Below are 15,741 nucleotides of genomic sequence, written 5' to 3' on the forward strand. Positions count from 1 at the left end.
ACTGAGGCGATGTCCGCGGTCGCCGACCCGCCGGGCGACACGGGCGCGGCCCGGGTCGCCGCGCTGGTGCGCGAGCTGGGTGTCACCACGCGGACCGAGCTGGTCGAGCGGTCCGGCCTGACCCGCAGGGTGGTCGACCAGCGGGTGGGGCGGCTGGCCGAGCTGGGGCTGGTGATCGAGGACGGGCTGGCCGAGTCGCGGGGCGGGCGAGCGCCGCGCGCGCTGCGGTTCGACGCCTCGGCGGGCCTGGTCGGCGTGGTCGAGGTCGGTGGCTCGGCCGTGCGCGCCGGCCTGGCCGATCTGGCCGGGACGCTGCTGGCGCACCGGACCCTGCCGATCGACCTGCCCGCGGGACCCGAGGCCGCGCTCGACGTGGCCGCCGCCGCGGTCGCGGCGCTGGCGGCCGGGCACGGCGGGGCGGGCCTGTGGGCGATCGGCGTCGGCATGGGCGGGCCGGTCGACGCGGCGCGGGGGAGGACGTCGGCGATCCCGCTGCTGCCGCGGTGGGCCGGCATCGACGTGCGCGGGCCGCTCACCGGCCGGTTCGACGTGCCGGTGTACGTCGACAACGAGGTCAACGCGATCGCGCTGGGTGAGATCGCGGCCGGCGCCGCCGTGGGCGACACCGACCTGCTGTACGTCAACCTCGACCACGGCATCGGCGCGGGCGTGGTGATCGACGGTCGGCTGTGCCGGGGCGCCGCGGGAGCGGCCGGCGAGCTGGCCCACGTCCGGGTCGTCGACGCCGACCCGCCGCCGTGCTGGTGCGGCGGCGCCGGCTGCCTCGTCCAGGTCGCCGGGGGAGCGGTCCTGGACGGCGCCGATGTCGACGCCGTCCTGCGGGCGGCCGAGCTGACCGGCCGGGCGCTGGCCAACGTCGTCGCGATCACCAACCCTGCGCACGTCGTGGTCGGCGGGCCGACCGCCCGGCGCGACCACGTCGTCGAGACGATCGAGGCGACGCTGCGGCGCTACGCCATGCCGGCCGCCGTGCGCGACCTGCGGTTCTCGCCGGCCGCGCTGCCCGGCACCGGCGGCCTGGTCGGCGCCGGCGTGCTGGCGCTGGCGAACCTGTTCTCGGTGCCGGTCCTGGGTCAGTGGGTCGACGACGGCTCGCCACGCGGCGCGGCCGGCCGGATCCACCGTCAGCCGCTCGCCTGACCACCGCGGCCCAGCCGTCGATGTCCCGTGATCATCGACCGGTGGCGACGCCAGGACGTCGCCACCGGTCGATGATCACGGCGGTGGCCCGGCGGCCCGGTCTGATCACCTTCTGGGCCACTTATTGACCGGAGGGACAAAAGTCCCGTACTTTCCACGCACATCGGCGAAACATGTCCGCAACGTAGCGAAAGACATGATGGGAGAGCCCATGCACCGATCGATGCGAGCCGCGGTGATCGCCCTGGTCGCCGTTCTGATCAGCACGACGGCGGGTCCGGCGCTGGCGCACCATCCCGACGATCCGGTCCCGGAGCCGGAGGACCGGTTCCAGAAGGTCCTGCTCGAGGAGAACGGGCTCACTCAGCCGATGCGGCTGGCCGTAGCCGGCGACGGGCGCGTGGTGTACATCGAGCGCGATGGCCGGGTCAAGGTGTGGGACCCGGACGAGTCCGCCACCGTCGTCGCCGGCACGGTCCCGGTGCGGGTCACCGGCGAGGCCGGGCTGATCGGCCTGGCGCTGGCGCCGGACTTCGACCGGACCGGTCACCTGTACCTGCACTTCTCGCGCCCGGACTGGCAGCAGAGCTTCGTCACCCGGGTCTCCCGGTTCACCCTCTCCGGCGACAACGTCCTCGACCTCGCCAGCGAGGCGGTGGTCATCGACATCCAGCACCCGGCTGGCGTCGGGGGCGGGCACAGCGCCGGCGATCTGCTCGCGACCGAGGACGGTTACCTGTTCATCTCCACCGGCGACAACACCAACTGCTGCGCCTCGCGCGGCTTCCCCGGCACCGACGAGCGGCCCGGCCAGGCCGACGGCGACGCCCAGCGCACGTCGGCCAACACGAACGACCTCAACGGCAAGGTGCTGCGGATCATCCCGCTGCCGGACGGGGGCTACGCGAACCCCCAGGACAACCTGTTCCCCGAGTCGCGGGACCCCGGCGGGAAGACCCGGCCGGAGATCTACGCGATGGGCTTCCGCAACCCGTTCACGCTGGGTGACTGGGATCCGGAGACCCAGCGGCTCTGGGTCGCCGACTACGGCCCGGACGCCGTCCTCGCCGACCCCGAGCGGGGACCCGCCGGCCACGTCAACCTGTTCCTCTTCACCGCGCCCGGCAACGCCGGCTGGCCGTACTGCACGATGGACGAGGTCGCGTACAACGACTGGGACTACGTGGCCGACCGGCCCGGCCCGTGGTTCGACTGCGACGCGCCGGTCAACGACTCGCCGAACAACACCGGCCTGACGAACCTGCCGCCGGTCACCGGGTCGACGATCCACTACACCTACGAGCCGCAGGAGTACTTCCCGGCGCTCTACGGCGGCGGCGCGATGGCCGGCCCGCGCTACGACTACGACCCGGACAACCCGTCGCGGACCAAGTTCCCGGAGTGGTTCGACGGCCGCCACTTCCTCTACGACTGGACCACCGACTGGATCCAGACGACGCACTTCTCGCACGACGAGGTCCCGGTGCCGGAAGGGCTGACCGAGTTCCTGCCCGACGGTGACTTCCGCAAGCCGATGGACATGGAGTTCGGCCCGGACGGCTCCCTGTACCTGCTGGAGTACGGCAACGGCTGGGGCGCCAGCAACGACGACGCCGGCATCTACCGGATCGACTACGTCGAGGGCAACCGCACACCGACCGCCCAGGCCGCCACCGACACCGACGCCGGGCCGCTGCCGCTGACGGTCGAGTTCGACGCCTCCGGGTCCAGCGACGTCGACGGCGACGAACTGACCTACGCGTGGGACGTCGACGGCGACGGCACGACCGACGCGACCGGCGTCACGGCGGCGCACACCTACACCGAGGCCGGCGCGTACGCCGCCCGGCTCACCGTCACCGACACCGGCGGCGCCGCGTCGGTGAGCACGGTCGAGATCGTCGCGGGCAACAGCCGGCCCACGGTCGTGATCGAGGCGCCGGCCGACGGCGGCTTCGCCGAGTTCGGCGAGGACCTGCCGTTCCGGGTCACCGTGACCGATCCGGAGGACGGCGAGATCGACTGCACGCAGGTGCGGGTGCGCTACCAGCTCGGCCACAACCAGCACGGTCACCCGATGGGCGAGGCGACGCCGGACGAGAACTGCGAAGGCGTGCTGGTGCCCGGCCGCGACGCCGCGCACGGGCCCGGAGCGTACGTCTTCCACATCCTGGAGGCGACCTACACCGATGGCGGCGCGGACGCGGCGCCGGCGCTCACGGCGTCCGACGACATCGTCCTGCACCCGCGCCGGTACGAGGCCCGCACCTATCCGTCCGGCGAGGGCGTCGGGCTGTACTACGGGCAGCTGTTCATGCCCGGCCGCGGCAACTGGTTCTCCTTCCCGGACGTCGACGTCGCCGGCATCGATCACCTGACCATGGAGTTCGCGACACGTGAGGCGGGCGCGAGCGTGACGGTGCGCTCCGGCGCGCCGGACGGCCCGGTGATCGCCGAGTTCGCCGACATCCCGGACACCGGGTCGGTGTCGCTGCACGAGCGGGTGTACCGGACGTTCTCCGCGCCGGTCGCCGATCCGGGACTCGGCCCGCAGGACGTGTACGTGGTCGGCGACTGGCCGGCCGGCAGCCAGCCGGAGCTGTTCGTCCGGGCCTTCCAGTTCCAGACGGTGCCCGAGGTGTCGGGCGTGCTCGCCCCGGCCGCGCCGGACGGCGAGAACGGCTGGTACGTGACGCCCCCGACGCTGACGACCGCGGCCTCGGGCGGGGCCGGTGGCGCGCCGCCGCTCTGGGACCGGCAGTACTCGCTGGACGGTGAGACGTGGACGGTCGCGAACGAGCCGGTGCCGGTGACGGCGGACGGCGACCACGCCGTGCGCGTGCGGGCGATCGACGTCGCCGGGGTGACCTCGCCGGTCGCCACGGTCCCGGTGCGCCTGGACGCGACCGCGCCGGTGGCCGCGGTCGAAGGGGTCGGTGCCGGCGCCACGCTGACCCGGCGCGATGCCGCCGAGGCCACCGTCACCGCGACCGACGCGACGTCCGGCGTGGCCGCGGTGAGCGTGACGCTCGACGGTGCGCCCGCCGCGGCGCCGGTCGCCACCTGGCGGCTCCCGGCCGGCCCGCACACCGTGGGCGCCGACGCCGTCGACGTCGCCGGGAACGGCGGGTCCGCGGCGGTGCCGTTCACCGTGACCACGTCCACAGCCGACCTCGCCTGGCTGGTCGACCGGCTGCACGACGACGGTGAGCTGGACCGGCGGGCGTGGGCCCGGCTGGCTCAGCGGATCGACGTCGTGCGCCGGCACGAGCAGGCCGGCCGCACGAAGGAGGCGGCGCGCGCGCTCCAGGCGGTCGCCGAGCTGGCCGCCGATCCGGGGCTGGTGCCGGACGAGTCCCTCCGCGGACTCATCGCCGGGGATGTCGAGGTGATCCGGGCGGGCCTGTCCTGAGCCGCCGAACGCATGCGGGGCGCCGGCCGTCCGGCGCCCCGCATCGGTGGCTCACCCGTGGACGATGGCGACCGGCCGGGCGGCCTGGTGCAGGACGGCCCGGCTGGTCGAGCCGAGCAGCATGCTGCGCACGTCGCCGCGGCCGCGCGAGCCGACGACGACCAGTGCGGCGTCGGCGGCGGCCTCGACGATGACGTCGGCGGCGTCGCCGGGCTCGACGACGGTCGTGACCTCGACGGTCGCGCCGGTGGTGGCGCGGGCCCGGCCGAGCGCCGCCTCGACCAGCTCCTCGGTCTCGCCGCGCTCCGGCGCGGCGGTGGGGCCGCGCATCCGGAACGCGCCGGCCACGACGACGCGAGCGGACCGCACGCCGGCCTCCGTCAGGGCGAACCGCAGCGCCGCGTCGCCGTGCGCCGAGCCGTCGACGCCGACCACGATCGAACCGTCGCCGGTGCCCTCGTGCGGCGGGACCACGACCGCCGGGCAGCCGGCGTGCGCCGCGACGCGGCTGCTCACCGAACCCAGCACCAGCGAGCCGATCGCGCCGAGCCCGCGGGTGCCGGCGACGACCAGACCGGCGTCCTTGGCGACGTCCAGCAGCGCCTGCGCCGGTGGCCGCAGGACGAGGAAGGTGTCGACGTCGAGGTCCGGCGCGGTCTCCTTCGCCCGCTGCCGCGCGGCGTCGAGCACTTGCGTCGCGTAGGCGCGCAGCTCGTCCGACGGCGGCAGGACGGCGGCGCCACCGAAGGGGACCGCAGCCATCGGCATCCACAGCCCGTAGACGGCGTACAACGGCGCGCCGCGCAGCCGCGCCTCGGCCGTCGCCCAGTCCAGGGCGAAACCGCTGTCGGGGGAGCCGTCGACGCCGACGACGATGGGCAGACTCTGCTCGTTTGTCATGACGTCAGCGTCGCTCCGGGGCCGCCGGCCCGGGTAGAGGCCGACGGCCGGGAGGCCCCGGGACCTTCGTCCCGGCCGGCGGTCACAGGCCGCCGAACAGCGCCACCTTCAGTGCGCCGGTGTCCGCGGGCCGGGCGAACACGTCGTAGGCGTCCTGCATCTCCTCGAGGCCGAACCGGTGCGTGATGAGGCCGGTCACGCCGAGCTGGCCGGCCGCGAGCATGCGCAGCAGGATCGGTGTGGTGGCGGTGTCGACCAGCCCCGTGGTGATCGTGAGGTCGCGGATCCAGGCGGTCTCCAGGTGCAGCGTCGCGGGCGACCCGTGCACGCCGATGTTGGCGACGTGGCCGCCGGGCCGCACCAGCTCGACGCAGCTCTCGAACGTCGCCGGGATACCGACCGCCTCGATCGCGACGTCCGCGCCGAGGCCGGCGGTGAGGTCGCGGACCCTCGCCGCGACGTCGTCGGCCGGGTCGAGCAGCACGTCGGCGCCGAGCGCTCCGGCCGCCTGGCGCCGACCGTGTGCCGGGTCGACGGCGATGATGTGCGCCGGGCTCAGCAACCGGGCCGTCATGATCGCGGCGAGGCCGATCGGGCCCGCACCGACGACGACCACCGTGTCGCCCGGCCGGATCCCGCCCGCCAGCACACCGACCTCGTACGACGTCGGCAGGATGTCGGCCAGCAGCACCGCGTCCTCGTCGCCGACGTCGGCGGGCAGCCGGTAGGTGGAGGTGTCGGCGAACGGGACGCGCACCCGCTCGGCCTGCGTGCCGTCGATGCGATGGCCGAGGATCCAGCCGCCGCCGCCCAGGCACTGGCCGTACCTCGCCTCGCGGCAGTAGCGGCAGTGGCCGCAGGCGGAGATGCAGGACACCAGCACGCGGTCGCCGGGCGCGACGGTGTGCACGTTGCTGCCGACCTCTTCGACGGTGCCGACGGCCTCGTGGCCGAGCACGCGGCCCGGTTCGACGGTGGCGACATCGCCCTTGAGGATGTGCAGGTCGGTCCCGCAGATCGTGACGCAGTCGACCCGCACGACGGCGTCGTCGGGGCTCTTGACGGCCGGGTCCGGGACGTCCTCCCAGGACCGGCGGCCGGGGCCGTGGTAGACGAGTGCTTTCATACCTCCAGTCCAGCGCCCGGTGGCGACTCGGGGGAGAGGCGATGGACCCGCCGGATCCGGACCATCGGCCCACCGCCGCAGCCCGGCGTGGGACGGTGAGGACCGGTGTACCGGCGGACGACGAGGAGATCACGCCCATGCGCGGAGCAGTTCTGTACGCACCCGGTGACGTGCGCGTCGAGGAGCGCGCCGACCCAGCCATCGAGGAGCCGTCGGACGCGCTCATCAGGGTCGTCGCCGCGTGCGTGTGCGGCTCGGACCTGTGGCCGTACCGCGGTGTCAGCGCGCCGTCCCGGCCGGTGCCGATGGGGCACGAGTACGTCGGCGTCGTCGAGGAGACCGGCGCCGGCGTCAGCACGGTCGGCGTGGGCGACACCGTCGTCGGGTCGTTCTTCGCGTCGGACAACACCTGCGAGATCTGCCGCGCCGGCTTCCAGGCGCGCTGCGTCAACGCCGTCCCGATGGGCTCGCTCGGCGCGCAGGCGCAGTACCTGCGCGTCCCGCTGGCCGACGGCACGCTGGTGGCGACGCCCGGGCACCCGGATGACGACCTGGTGCCGAGCCTGCTGGCCGCGTCGGACGTGCTGGGCACCGGCTGGTTCGCGGCCGTCGCCGCGCAGGCCGGCCCGGGCCGCACGATCGCCGTCGTCGGTGACGGCGCGGTCGGCCTGCTCGGCGTGCTGGCGGCGAAGCAGCTCGGCGCCGAGCGGATCGTCGCGATGAGCCGGCACGCGCCCCGTCAGGCCCTGGCCCTCGAGTTCGGCGCGACCGACATCGTCACCGAGCGCGGAGACGACGGCGTCGCCCGGGTGAAGGAGCTCACCGGCGGGCTGGGCGCGCACGGCGTCATCGAGGCGGTCGGCACGCAGGAGTCGATGATGCAGGCGATCCGCTCCACCCGGCCCGGCGGGCACGTCGGCTTCGTCGGCGTCTCACACGGTGTCGAGCTGCCCGGCCGCGAGCTGTTCTTCGCGCAGGTGCACCTGCTGGGCGGGCCGGCGCCGGTGCGCCGGTTCCTGCCGGAGCTGATCGACCTGATCTGGTCGCGGCGCATCGACCCGGGCCGGGTCTTCGACCGGACCCTCCCGCTGGACGACGCCGCCGAGGCGTACGCGGCGATGGACGAGCGCCGTGCTGTCAAGGTGCTGTTGCGTCCGTGACGTCATCGGGTGTGCAATATATTGCATGCCCGTTCCCAGTGGAGAGCCCGCCATCGGCCGCCGGCTGCTGCGCGACGACGTCTACGGCCGGCTGCGCGAGGCGATCGTCGGCGGCGTGCTCGTGCCCGGCGAGCAGCTGCGCGACGCCGAGCTGGCCGCCTGGCTGGGCGTCAGTCGCACGCCGGTCCGCGAGGCGCTGCTGCGGCTGGCCGAGGCCGGGCTGGTCGTCGCCCGGCCGGGCCGCTCGACGACGGTGAGCCCGCTGGACGTCCGCGACCTGCGCGATGCCCGCGACGTCGTGGCGGCGCTGCACGAGGTCGCCGTCCGCGAGGCGGTCGCCGGCCTCACCGCGGCCGACCTCGACACGATGCGCGACGCGAACGACCGGTTCCGCGCGGCGGTCCGCGGCGGCGACGTCGACGCGGCGATCCGCGCCGACGACGAGCTGCACGCCGTGCCCGTCACCGTCGCCGCGAACCGCGCGCTGGCCGCCGTGCTCGAGCGGTACACGCCGGTGCTGCGCCGGGCCGAGCGGCTGCGGTTCTCCACACTGGGCGGGCGCGCGTCCGTCGCCCGGCACGACGAACTGATCCGGCTGTGCACCGCCGGCGACGCGGACCGGGCGGCGGCCGTCGCCTTCGACACCTGGCACAGCCTGCCGACCACCGAGGAGTGACCATGGCGCTGACCGACTTCCCCCGGCACCCGCTGACCTTCGGGCCCAGCCCGGTGCACCCGCTGCCGCGGCTGACGGCGCACCTCGGCGGCGCCTCGCTCTGGGCGAAGCGCGAGGACTGCAACGCCGGTCTCGCCTACGGCGGGAACAAGACCCGCAAGCTGGAGTACATCGTCCCCGATGCGCTGGCACAGGGCGCCGACACGCTGGTGTCCATCGGCGGCTACCAGTCCAACCACACCCGCCAGGTGGCCGCCGTCGCCGCGTCGCTCGGCCTGAAGGCGGTGCTGGTGCAGGAGCGCTGGGTCGACTGGCCCGACGCCCTCAACGACCGCGTGGGCAACATCATGCTGAGCCGCATCATGGGCGCCGAGGTCCGGCTCGACCCGGCGGGCTTCGGCATCGGGTTCAAGGAGTCCTGGACCCGGGCGATCGAGGACGTCACGGAGCGTGGCGGGCACCCGTACCCGATCCCGGCCGGGGCCTCCGACCACCGCCTCGGCGGGCTCGGCTTCGCGAACTGGGCCTACGAGGTCGAGCGGCAGGAGCGCGAGCTTGGCGTCTTCTTCGACACCATCGTGGTCTGCGCGGTCACCGGCTCCACCCAGGCGGGCATGATCGCCGGGTTCGCGGCGCTCGAGGAGGCCGGCGGCCGGCCGCGCCGGGTCATCGGCATCGACGCCAGCGCGACGCTGGACGCGACCCGCGACCAGGTCGCCCGCATCGCCCGGGCCACCGCCGAGCTGATCGGCGTCACCCGGCCCCTGCGCGACGACGAGATCACCGTCCTGCCCGGCTGGGCCGGCGACCGCTACGGCGTCCCGGTGGAGTCGACGGTCGACGCCATCCGCCTCACCGGGCGGCTCGAGGGCGTGATCCTCGACCCCGTCTACGAGGGCAAGTCGATGGCCGGGCTGGTCGACCTCGTCACCGGCGGCCAGATTCCGCGCGACGCGACCGTCCTCTACGCGCACCTCGGCGGCCAGCCGGCGCTGAACGCGTACAGCGGGCTGTTCACGCACTGACCTCGGCGGCCGGGAGGCCGAGCAGCACCTTGCCCCCGCGAGCGCGACGGCCGGCTCGTCGTGGAAGGCCCGTCGGCGATGACCTACGAGCTGACCGACGGCGGCACCTGGGCCGACCTCGCGGCCGGGACCGCGCGGGCGTTCCCGGCGGTGGTCGATCGACCACCGCGACGGCTTCCTCCTGCTGCCCGGCGAGACGCTGGCGGGCGTCGTCGAGCGGTACGCGCGGGTCGTCGCCGAGACGGCCCGGCATGCCGGGCACGCGGACATCATCCGCGACTCGCTGGACGGCCGGACGTCGAGCTGGCGCGGCCGCTGTCGGTGCGGGGCGGCAGGATGAGGGGGTGCAGCCTGTCGTGGTCCCGCAGCCCGACGGCTCGGTGCGTGTCGAGGGCCGGCGGGTCGCGCTGGGCGAGCTGCCCTCCGTCGTCGCGGCCGCCGGCGCCGCGGCGCGCTGGACCTGGGACGACACCAACCGGTGGTATCCGGGGCTGCTGACCGCCGGGGTACGTGTCGAGCGGGCCCACGACCTGCGGCTGGGGCATCGCATCCTGCGGCGCTCGGCGCTGGTCTCGTGGCCCGGACCCGCCGACGCGCCGCCCGGGCCCTGGGACACCCTGGCGCCCGCGCCGCTGACGTCGTCCGACGAGCCCGCCATGCTGTTCGCCGCCCCGGGGCCGTCCGGCGACGTCCCCGGACCCGACCCGGTCGCCGAACTGGCGGTGCAGGACGCCGTCGTGGCCGGGTCGGCGGCGGCCGGTCGGCTGCGGCTGCTGCTGGCGGCGGAGTCGGCGGGCGCGCTGGCGGCCGTCGAGATGTACCACGCCGGGCTGCCGTGGCTGGCCGACGTCCACGACGCCGTGCTGACCGAGACGCTGGGGCCGCGGCCGCGCCTCGGTGAGCGGCCGGCCCGGCTGGAGGAGCTGGCGCACCGCATCCGGGCCGCGCTGGGCGCGCCGGCCGGCCTCAACCCGGACTCCCCGCGCGACCTGCTCCGGGCCATCGAGCGGGCCGGCGTCGGTGCGCGCACCCTGCGCAAGTGGGAGCTCGAGCGGCTGGACCACCCGGTCGTCGAGCCGCTGCTGGAGTACAAGTCGCTCTACCGGCTGCTGACGGCGAACGGCTGGGCCTGGCTCGAGGCCTGGGTGCGCGACGGCCGGTTCCGCAGCGAGTACGTCGTCGGCGGCGTCGTCACCGGGCGGTGGGCGTCCAGCGGCGGGGGAGCGTTGCAGTTGCCGAAGAGCGTCCGGCGCGCCGTCGTCGCCGACCCCGGCTGGACCTTCGTCGTCGCCGACGCCGCGCAGCTCGAGCCGCGCGTCCTGGCCGCCATGGCCGGCGACGAGGTCATGGCGGCGGCCGGTCGCGGGCCCGACGGCCGGGGCGCCGACATGTACGCCGGCATCGTCGCGTCCGGCGCGGTGCCGACGCGCGAGCTGGCCAAGGTCGGCATGCTCGGCGCCATGTACGGCGGCACCACCGGGTCCAGCGGGCAGGTGCTGCCGCGGCTGGCGAAGACCTTCCCGCGCTCGCTGGCGTTCGTCGACGACGCCGCCCGGGCCGGCGAGCGGGGCGAGATCGTCACGACCCACCTGGGCCGGTCGTCGCCGCTGCCCGGCGCCACCTGGCACGAGGCGCAGTCCGGCGCCTACCAGGACGACGCCGGCGACGACGACGTCGCGAAGGCCCGGTCGTACGCACGGTCGTGGGGCCGGTTCACCCGCAACTTCGTCGTGCAGGGCACGGCCGCCGAGTGGGCGCTGTGCTGGCTGGCCTCCATCCGGCGGCGGCTGTGGGCGCTCGGCGCGGCCGACCTGCCCGACGGCCTGGTGCCGGCCCCGTTCGCCGGCCGCCCCCACCTCGTCTTCTTCGTGCACGACGAGATCGTCGTGCACACCCCCGCGGAGTTCGCCGACGCCGTGGCCGCCGAGGTCCAGGCCGCCGCGGCCGAGGCCGGCCGTCTCCTCTTCGGCGACTTCCCCGTCCGGTTCCCCCTCAGCGTCGCCGTCGCCACCAGCTACGCCGACGCGAAGTGACCCTCCGCGACCCCGGCCTGTGTTTGCACTCAGTGCACGCTTGCACTTAGTGTAAATCCGTGCCCGCCACTCAGCCCGACCGTCGCACGGCGTCGAAGGCGGCCCGGCGGCAGGCGATCATCGACGCCGCGTTGGGGCTGGCGCGCGAGCACGGCCGGCACGGGTTCAGCGTCGACTTGCTGGCCCAGCGGGCCGATGTCTCGCGGCGCACGGTGTTCAACCACTTCAGCTCCCTCGACGACGTCCTGCTGGCCGCGCACACGCAGGTGATGGACGTCCTGATCGACGACTTCGACCGGCGCTCGGCGGCGACGCCCGTGGGCGACGGGAGCCTGGCGTCGGTGTTCGACGAGCTCGGGGCGGCGCTGCGGGTCATCGACCTCGTCGGGCCCATGGCGACGCTGACCCACCTGCTCGACGGCCTCGACGACGACGACGAAGCCGGCCAGCGGCTGGTCCGCGAGGTCATGCACCGCACGACCGCGCGGCTGGCCGCCGACATCGCCCGCCGCAGCCCCGGCGCCGACGAGCTCGACATCGACCTGCTGGTCCATTCGCTCGTCGGCGGGCTGGTCGTCCTGCATGCGCACTGGAGCGCGCGCACCGGCGCCGCCGACGACGCCGCGTCGCGCCTGGTGTGGGCCGATCTGCTGGACCGACTGATCACAACCGTCCGGAACGGGTACCGCTGACCCGTCATCGCCACGACCGGCGCGCCCCCGCGCCACGTCGCGAGGAGGCCTCACACCATGGCAGAACTGCTCTACCGGATCGGCCGGTTCGCCGCCCGGCGCGCCTGGCTGGTCGTCGCCGGCTGGCTGGCGGCCCTGGTCGCCGCCGGCGTGGCGTTCGCCGTCGCCGGTGGGACGCTGAGCACGGCGATCACCATCCCCGGCACGCCGACGCAGCAGGTGACCGACCGGCTGGCCGCGGAGCTGCCCGAGGCGAGCGGCGGCACCGCCAACGTCGTCTTCCACACCGACGACGGCGCCGCGTTCACCGACGACCAGCGTGCGGCGGTCAGCTCGGCGCTGGCCGGCGCCGATGACGTCGACGGCGTGCAGGCGGTCATCGACCCGTTCGCCGGCGACGAGCAGCGGGCCGCCCAGCAGGAGCAGGTCACGGCCGGTCGGGCCCAGCTCGAGCAGGCCCAGGCCCAGCTCGACGCCGCGACGGAGCAGGCCCGCCAGGCGGGCACGCTGGCAGAACTGCAAACCCAGCTCGACGCGCAGCAGGCGCAACTGGACGCGCAGAGCCGCGAGCTCGAGCTGGCGGCCGCCCAGCTGGACCTCGCCGCCGGCGTCCGCACGGTCTCCGAGGACGGGTCGGTCGCCGTCGGCGCCGTGGTCTTCGACGATCCCACCTTCAGCGTCACCACGGACACCAAGGACGCCGTGCTGGACCGCATCGGCGCCGACCCGATCGACGGCGTCCAGGTGGACTACGCGGCGGAGCTGGTGCAGAACACCGACGACCTCGCCGGGGCGGCCGAGCTCGTCGGCCTGGCCGTCGCCGCGGTCGTCCTCGTCGTGATGCTGGGCACGCTGGTCGCGGCCGGGCTGCCGATCCTCACCGCCCTGATCGGCGTCGGCATCGCCGCGCTGGGCGCGCTGGCCTTCTCCGGCGTCGTCGAGATGATCTCCGTGACGCCGATCCTCGGCGTGATGCTCGGCCTCGCGGTCGGCATCGACTACTCGCTGTTCATCCTCAACCGGCACCGCCGCCAGCTGCGCGAGGGCATGGAGGTCGACGAGTCCATCGGACTGGCGAACGGCACGTCGGGCAACGCCGTCGTCTTCGCCGGCAGCACCGTGGTCATCGCGCTGGTCGCGCTGAACGTCACCGGCATCGGCTTCCTCGGCCTCATGGGCACGATCGCCGCGGTCGCCGTCGTCGTCGCCGTCCTGATCGCGGTGACGCTGACGCCCGCGCTGCTCGGCCTGCTCGGATGGCGGGTGCTGCCGCGCCGGGCCCGGCAGGTGACCGCCGACGCGGCGGCCCGTCGCGACGCCGTACGACCCATGGGGACGAGGCGCGCGGTGGCCGGTCTGGTCCTCGGCGTGCTCGCGCTGGCCGTCGTCGCGATTCCGTCGGCGTCCATGCGACTGGGTCTGCCCGACGGCTCGTCCGAGCCGGAGGACTCCACGCAGTACCGCGCCTACACGGTGGTCGCCGACGCGTTCGGCGCCGGCGTCAACGGCCCGCTCGTGGTGGTCGCCGACCTGCCCGGCGGTCTCGACGAGGCCGCGAGGTCCGCGCTCACGGTGGACGTCGGCCAGGAGCTGATGGCCCAGGACGACGTCGTCGCGGTGGCCCCGATCGGCGTCTCCGAGTCGGGCGCCGTCGCCGCCTTCCAGGTGCTCCCCGCCGACGGCCCGAGCAGCGAGTCGACGGAGAACCTCGTCCACCGGCTGCGTGACCTGCGGCTCGACGGCGCCCCGGACGTCACGCTGGCGGTGGCCGGCCAGGCCAGCGCGAACATCGACATCTCCGACAAGCTCGCCGACGCGCTGCCGGTCTACCTCGCCGTCGTCATCGGCCTGTCGCTGCTCATCCTGCTGGTGGTGTTCCGCTCGCTGCTGGTGCCGGTCATCGCGACCGGCGGGTTCGTGCTCTCCGTCCTCGCCGCGTTCGGCGGCGTCGTCGCGATCTACCAGTGGGGCTGGCTGGGCTCGCTGTTCGGCGTGCACGACGCCGGCCCGGTGCTGAGCTTCCTGCCGATCCTGCTGGTCGGCGTGCTCTTCGGGCTGGCGATGGACTACCAGCTGTTCCTCGTGTCGGGCATGCGCGAGGCCTACGTGCACGGCGAGCCGGCCCGCCTGGCGGTGGCTCGCGGCCTGCTGGCCGGCCGCGCGGTGGTGACGGCGGCCGCGATCATCATGATCTCGGTCTTCGGCGGGTTCGTCTTCTCCCACCTGGCGATGGTCCGGCCGATCGGGTTCGGCCTCGCCTTCGGCGTGCTGGTCGACGCGTTCATCGTGCGGATGACGCTGGTCCCGGCGCTCATGCACCTGGCCGGCAGCGCGGCCTGGTGGCTGCCGCGCTGGCTGGACCGGCTGCTCCCCAACGCCGACGTCGAGGGCGCGGCCCTGGAGCGCCGCCACGCCCACGTCGTCGACGACCGGCCCACCGAGGAGGCGCAGCCGGTGGGTCAGTCCGGCCAGGCGGGGGACCGGCCGAGGTAGGCGACCAGCTGGTCCAGCCGCGACCCGCCCTCCCAGGGGACCTCCGGGCCGAATGCCGCGCCGGGGGCGAGGCGCACGGGGCCGGTCGGGACGACGGCGGCCACGGCGTGCGCGGCGTCGAGAACGTCGTCGTCGAACTCGAGGGCGGCGCCGAGCGTTCTCGCGACGTCCCAGGCGTGCACCACGTAGTCGACCAGGTGGAAGCTGATCGCCTGGGCCGCCGGGAACGGCTCGGGACGGAACTCCGGCAGCGGGAACGGGCGCTCCTGCACGCCGTCGGCGGCGAACGCCGCGATGACGTGGTCGGCGGAGTCGAGGTAGGCGCGCACCGGGTCGTCGCCGAGGGACAGCAGCTTCCAGATCTGCGGGTCGCCGTCGCCGCGGGAGGCGGCCGCGAACCCGTAGTGCTGCGTCGTCATGTGCGCCAGCAGGCCGTACAGCGTCCAGCCGGCGCACGGCGTGGGCCTGGTGAGGTCGGCCGCGGCGGCCTTGGCGACCAGCTCGGCGCTGGCCCGGACCGCGCGGGCGTCGAGGTCAATAATATGCATGCGCTTATCGTAAGTCACGGCCTATGATTGCGCCATTGGTAGTTTCGGGGTGTGCAGCCCGACGACCGCCGCGACCTCGCCGCGATGATGTACCCGCTGATGCGGGCGCTCGTCGCCGTCGAGCTGCCGGTGCTCGCCGAGCGCGGCGTCTCCATGTGGGGTTACTCGGTGCTCACCGCGCTCGACCGCACGCCGATCCGCACACAGGCCGCGCTGGCCGAGGCCATCGGCGCCGACAAGACCCGGATCATCGGCACGCTCGACGAGCTGCAGGGTGCCGGGCTGATCTCCCGCACCCCCGACCCCGGCGACCGCCGGGTCAGGCTGCTGGCCATCACCGACGACGGACGGCGGGTGCGGCGGGCGGTCGCGGCGGGCATCCGGGCCCGGGAGGAGCGGCTGCTGGCGACGCTGCCGGCCGGCGACCGCCGCGGGTTCGTCCGGGCTCTGCAGGCGCTGTCGGCGTTGCCGCCCGCGGAGCTGGAGTCGCTGGCCGGCGGGGAGTAGCGCCCGGC

At 74.7% G+C, this 15,741-nt stretch carries 12 protein-coding genes and 1 pseudogene; 10 read left to right on the forward strand and 3 right to left on the reverse strand.

Translation table 11 applies throughout. The features are described 5' to 3' along the window. Positions 1-9 precede the first annotated feature (9 nt). Both DZA62_RS31260 and DZA62_RS31265 read left to right on the forward strand, forming a co-directional pair. Positions 10-1,161, forward strand: coding sequence for an ROK family protein (locus tag DZA62_RS31260; protein ID WP_116952880.1), 1,152 nt, complete (start codon positions 10-12; stop codon positions 1,159-1,161). Positions 1,162-1,372: 211 nt separating this feature from the next. Continuing rightward, entirely contained in the window at positions 1,373-4,573 is a 3,201-nt protein-coding gene (locus tag DZA62_RS31265; RefSeq protein WP_198664398.1) for a PQQ-dependent sugar dehydrogenase, read from the forward strand. 51 nt (positions 4,574-4,624) lie between these two features. Here DZA62_RS31265 and DZA62_RS31270 read toward each other — a convergent pair whose 3' ends face one another. Then, positions 4,625-5,473: a universal stress protein gene (locus DZA62_RS31270; RefSeq protein WP_116952882.1), complete on the reverse strand. Its 849-nt coding sequence runs from the start codon at positions 5,471-5,473 to the stop codon at positions 4,625-4,627. A gap of 82 nt (positions 5,474-5,555) precedes the next feature. After that, positions 5,556-6,599: an alcohol dehydrogenase catalytic domain-containing protein gene (locus tag DZA62_RS31275; protein ID WP_116952883.1), complete on the reverse strand. Its 1,044-nt coding sequence runs from the start codon at positions 6,597-6,599 to the stop codon at positions 5,556-5,558. Between the two features lie 137 nt (positions 6,600-6,736). On the opposite strand from DZA62_RS31275, the gene DZA62_RS31280 reads away from it, so the two are divergent. The 7 genes and pseudogenes from DZA62_RS31280 to DZA62_RS31310 all read left to right on the forward strand — a co-directional run bounded on the left by DZA62_RS31280 (position 6,737) and on the right by DZA62_RS31310 (position 14,678). Further along, the gene (locus tag DZA62_RS31280) at positions 6,737-7,759 is read left to right on the forward strand and encodes a zinc-dependent alcohol dehydrogenase family protein (RefSeq protein WP_116952884.1); all 1,023 of its coding nucleotides are present in this window, start codon (positions 6,737-6,739) and stop codon (positions 7,757-7,759) included. A gap of 25 nt (positions 7,760-7,784) precedes the next feature. Further along, on the forward strand, positions 7,785-8,435 hold the full coding sequence (locus DZA62_RS31285; RefSeq protein WP_116952885.1) for a GntR family transcriptional regulator: 651 nt from the start codon (positions 7,785-7,787) through the stop codon (positions 8,433-8,435). Positions 8,436-8,437: 2 nt separating this feature from the next. Continuing rightward, positions 8,438-9,460, forward strand: a complete 1,023-nt coding sequence (locus DZA62_RS31290) for a 1-aminocyclopropane-1-carboxylate deaminase (protein WP_116952886.1) — start codon at positions 8,438-8,440, stop codon at positions 9,458-9,460. A 51-nt stretch (positions 9,461-9,511) separates the two neighbouring features. Continuing rightward, positions 9,512-9,800: pseudogene (locus DZA62_RS37740) on the forward strand (mycothiol transferase); the annotation flags it as partial. Between the two features lie 4 nt (positions 9,801-9,804). Next, a complete protein-coding gene (locus tag DZA62_RS31300) occupies positions 9,805-11,493 on the forward strand; it encodes a bifunctional 3'-5' exonuclease/DNA polymerase (protein ID WP_198664399.1) in 1,689 nt (562 codons plus the stop codon). Between the two features lie 59 nt (positions 11,494-11,552). Beyond that, positions 11,553-12,185 (forward strand): TetR/AcrR family transcriptional regulator, encoded by a 633-nt coding sequence (locus DZA62_RS31305; RefSeq protein ID WP_116952888.1) that lies wholly within the window; start codon positions 11,553-11,555, stop codon positions 12,183-12,185. A 57-nt stretch (positions 12,186-12,242) separates the two neighbouring features. Continuing rightward, positions 12,243-14,678 carry an MMPL family transporter gene (locus DZA62_RS31310; RefSeq protein ID WP_116952889.1) on the forward strand — a complete coding sequence of 812 codons (2,436 nt, stop codon included), beginning with the start codon at positions 12,243-12,245 and terminating at the stop codon, positions 14,676-14,678. On the opposite strand, the gene DZA62_RS31315 is transcribed toward DZA62_RS31310, so the two are convergent. After that, positions 14,645-15,226, reverse strand: a complete 582-nt coding sequence (locus DZA62_RS31315; RefSeq protein WP_116952890.1) for a TIGR03086 family metal-binding protein — start codon at positions 15,224-15,226, stop codon at positions 14,645-14,647. The genes DZA62_RS31310 and DZA62_RS31315 overlap by 34 nt on opposite strands. A gap of 84 nt (positions 15,227-15,310) precedes the next feature. Here DZA62_RS31315 and DZA62_RS37350 point away from each other — a divergent pair, with 84 nt between their 5' ends. After that, entirely contained in the window at positions 15,311-15,733 is a 423-nt protein-coding gene (locus DZA62_RS37350) for a MarR family winged helix-turn-helix transcriptional regulator (RefSeq protein ID WP_116952932.1), read from the forward strand. Positions 15,734-15,741 lie beyond the last annotated feature (8 nt).

This window comes from Jiangella endophytica (genome assembly GCF_003427025.1).
Lineage (GTDB): Bacteria > Actinomycetota > Actinomycetes > Jiangellales > Jiangellaceae > Jiangella > Jiangella endophytica.